Consider the following 563-nt stretch of genomic DNA (forward strand, 5'->3'; position numbering starts at 1 on the left):
GCCAGCGTTGCGAGCTGGGCCGTGCTCAGCGCGTTCAGCGCCGTCGTGCTCAGCGACTGCACCTGCGTGCTGGTCAGCGAGGCGATGCCTGCCGTGCCAAGACCGTTCACGAGCTGGCTCGTGCTCAGCGCCTTGAGGTCAGCCGAGTTCAGTTGCCGCACCTGCGTCGAGTTCAGCGCCGCGAGCTGGCCCGTGCTCAGACCCGAGACCTGTGCGCTCGACAGCAGGTTCACCGACAGCGTCGCCAGCTGCGACGTCGTCAGCGCGTTCAGCGCCGTCGAGGTCAGCGACTGCACTTGCGACGACGTCAGCTGGCCAATGCCCGCCGAACCCAGTGCCTGCACTTCGGCCGTGGTCAGCGCGTTCAGGTCAGCCGTGCCGAGCTGCGCGACCTGGCTGGACGTCAGTGCCGCGATGGCCGCCGAACCCAGACCGTTCACGACCTGGTTCGTGCTCAGCGCCTTGATGTCAGCCGAACCCAGTTGCTGGACCTGGCTCGAGATCAGGCTCGACAGCTGGCCCGTGCTCAGACCGGCCACCTGACCCGTCGTCAGCGAGGCGAT

General features: G+C 67.7%; 1 pseudogene. It reads right to left on the minus strand.

The features are described 5' to 3' along the window. Nucleotides 1–563: pseudogene (locus M3I54_RS44590) on the minus strand (heme utilization protein); the annotation flags it as partial.

Source organism: Paraburkholderia sp. CNPSo 3274 (assembly GCF_024206475.1).
Lineage (GTDB): Bacteria > Pseudomonadota > Gammaproteobacteria > Burkholderiales > Burkholderiaceae > Paraburkholderia.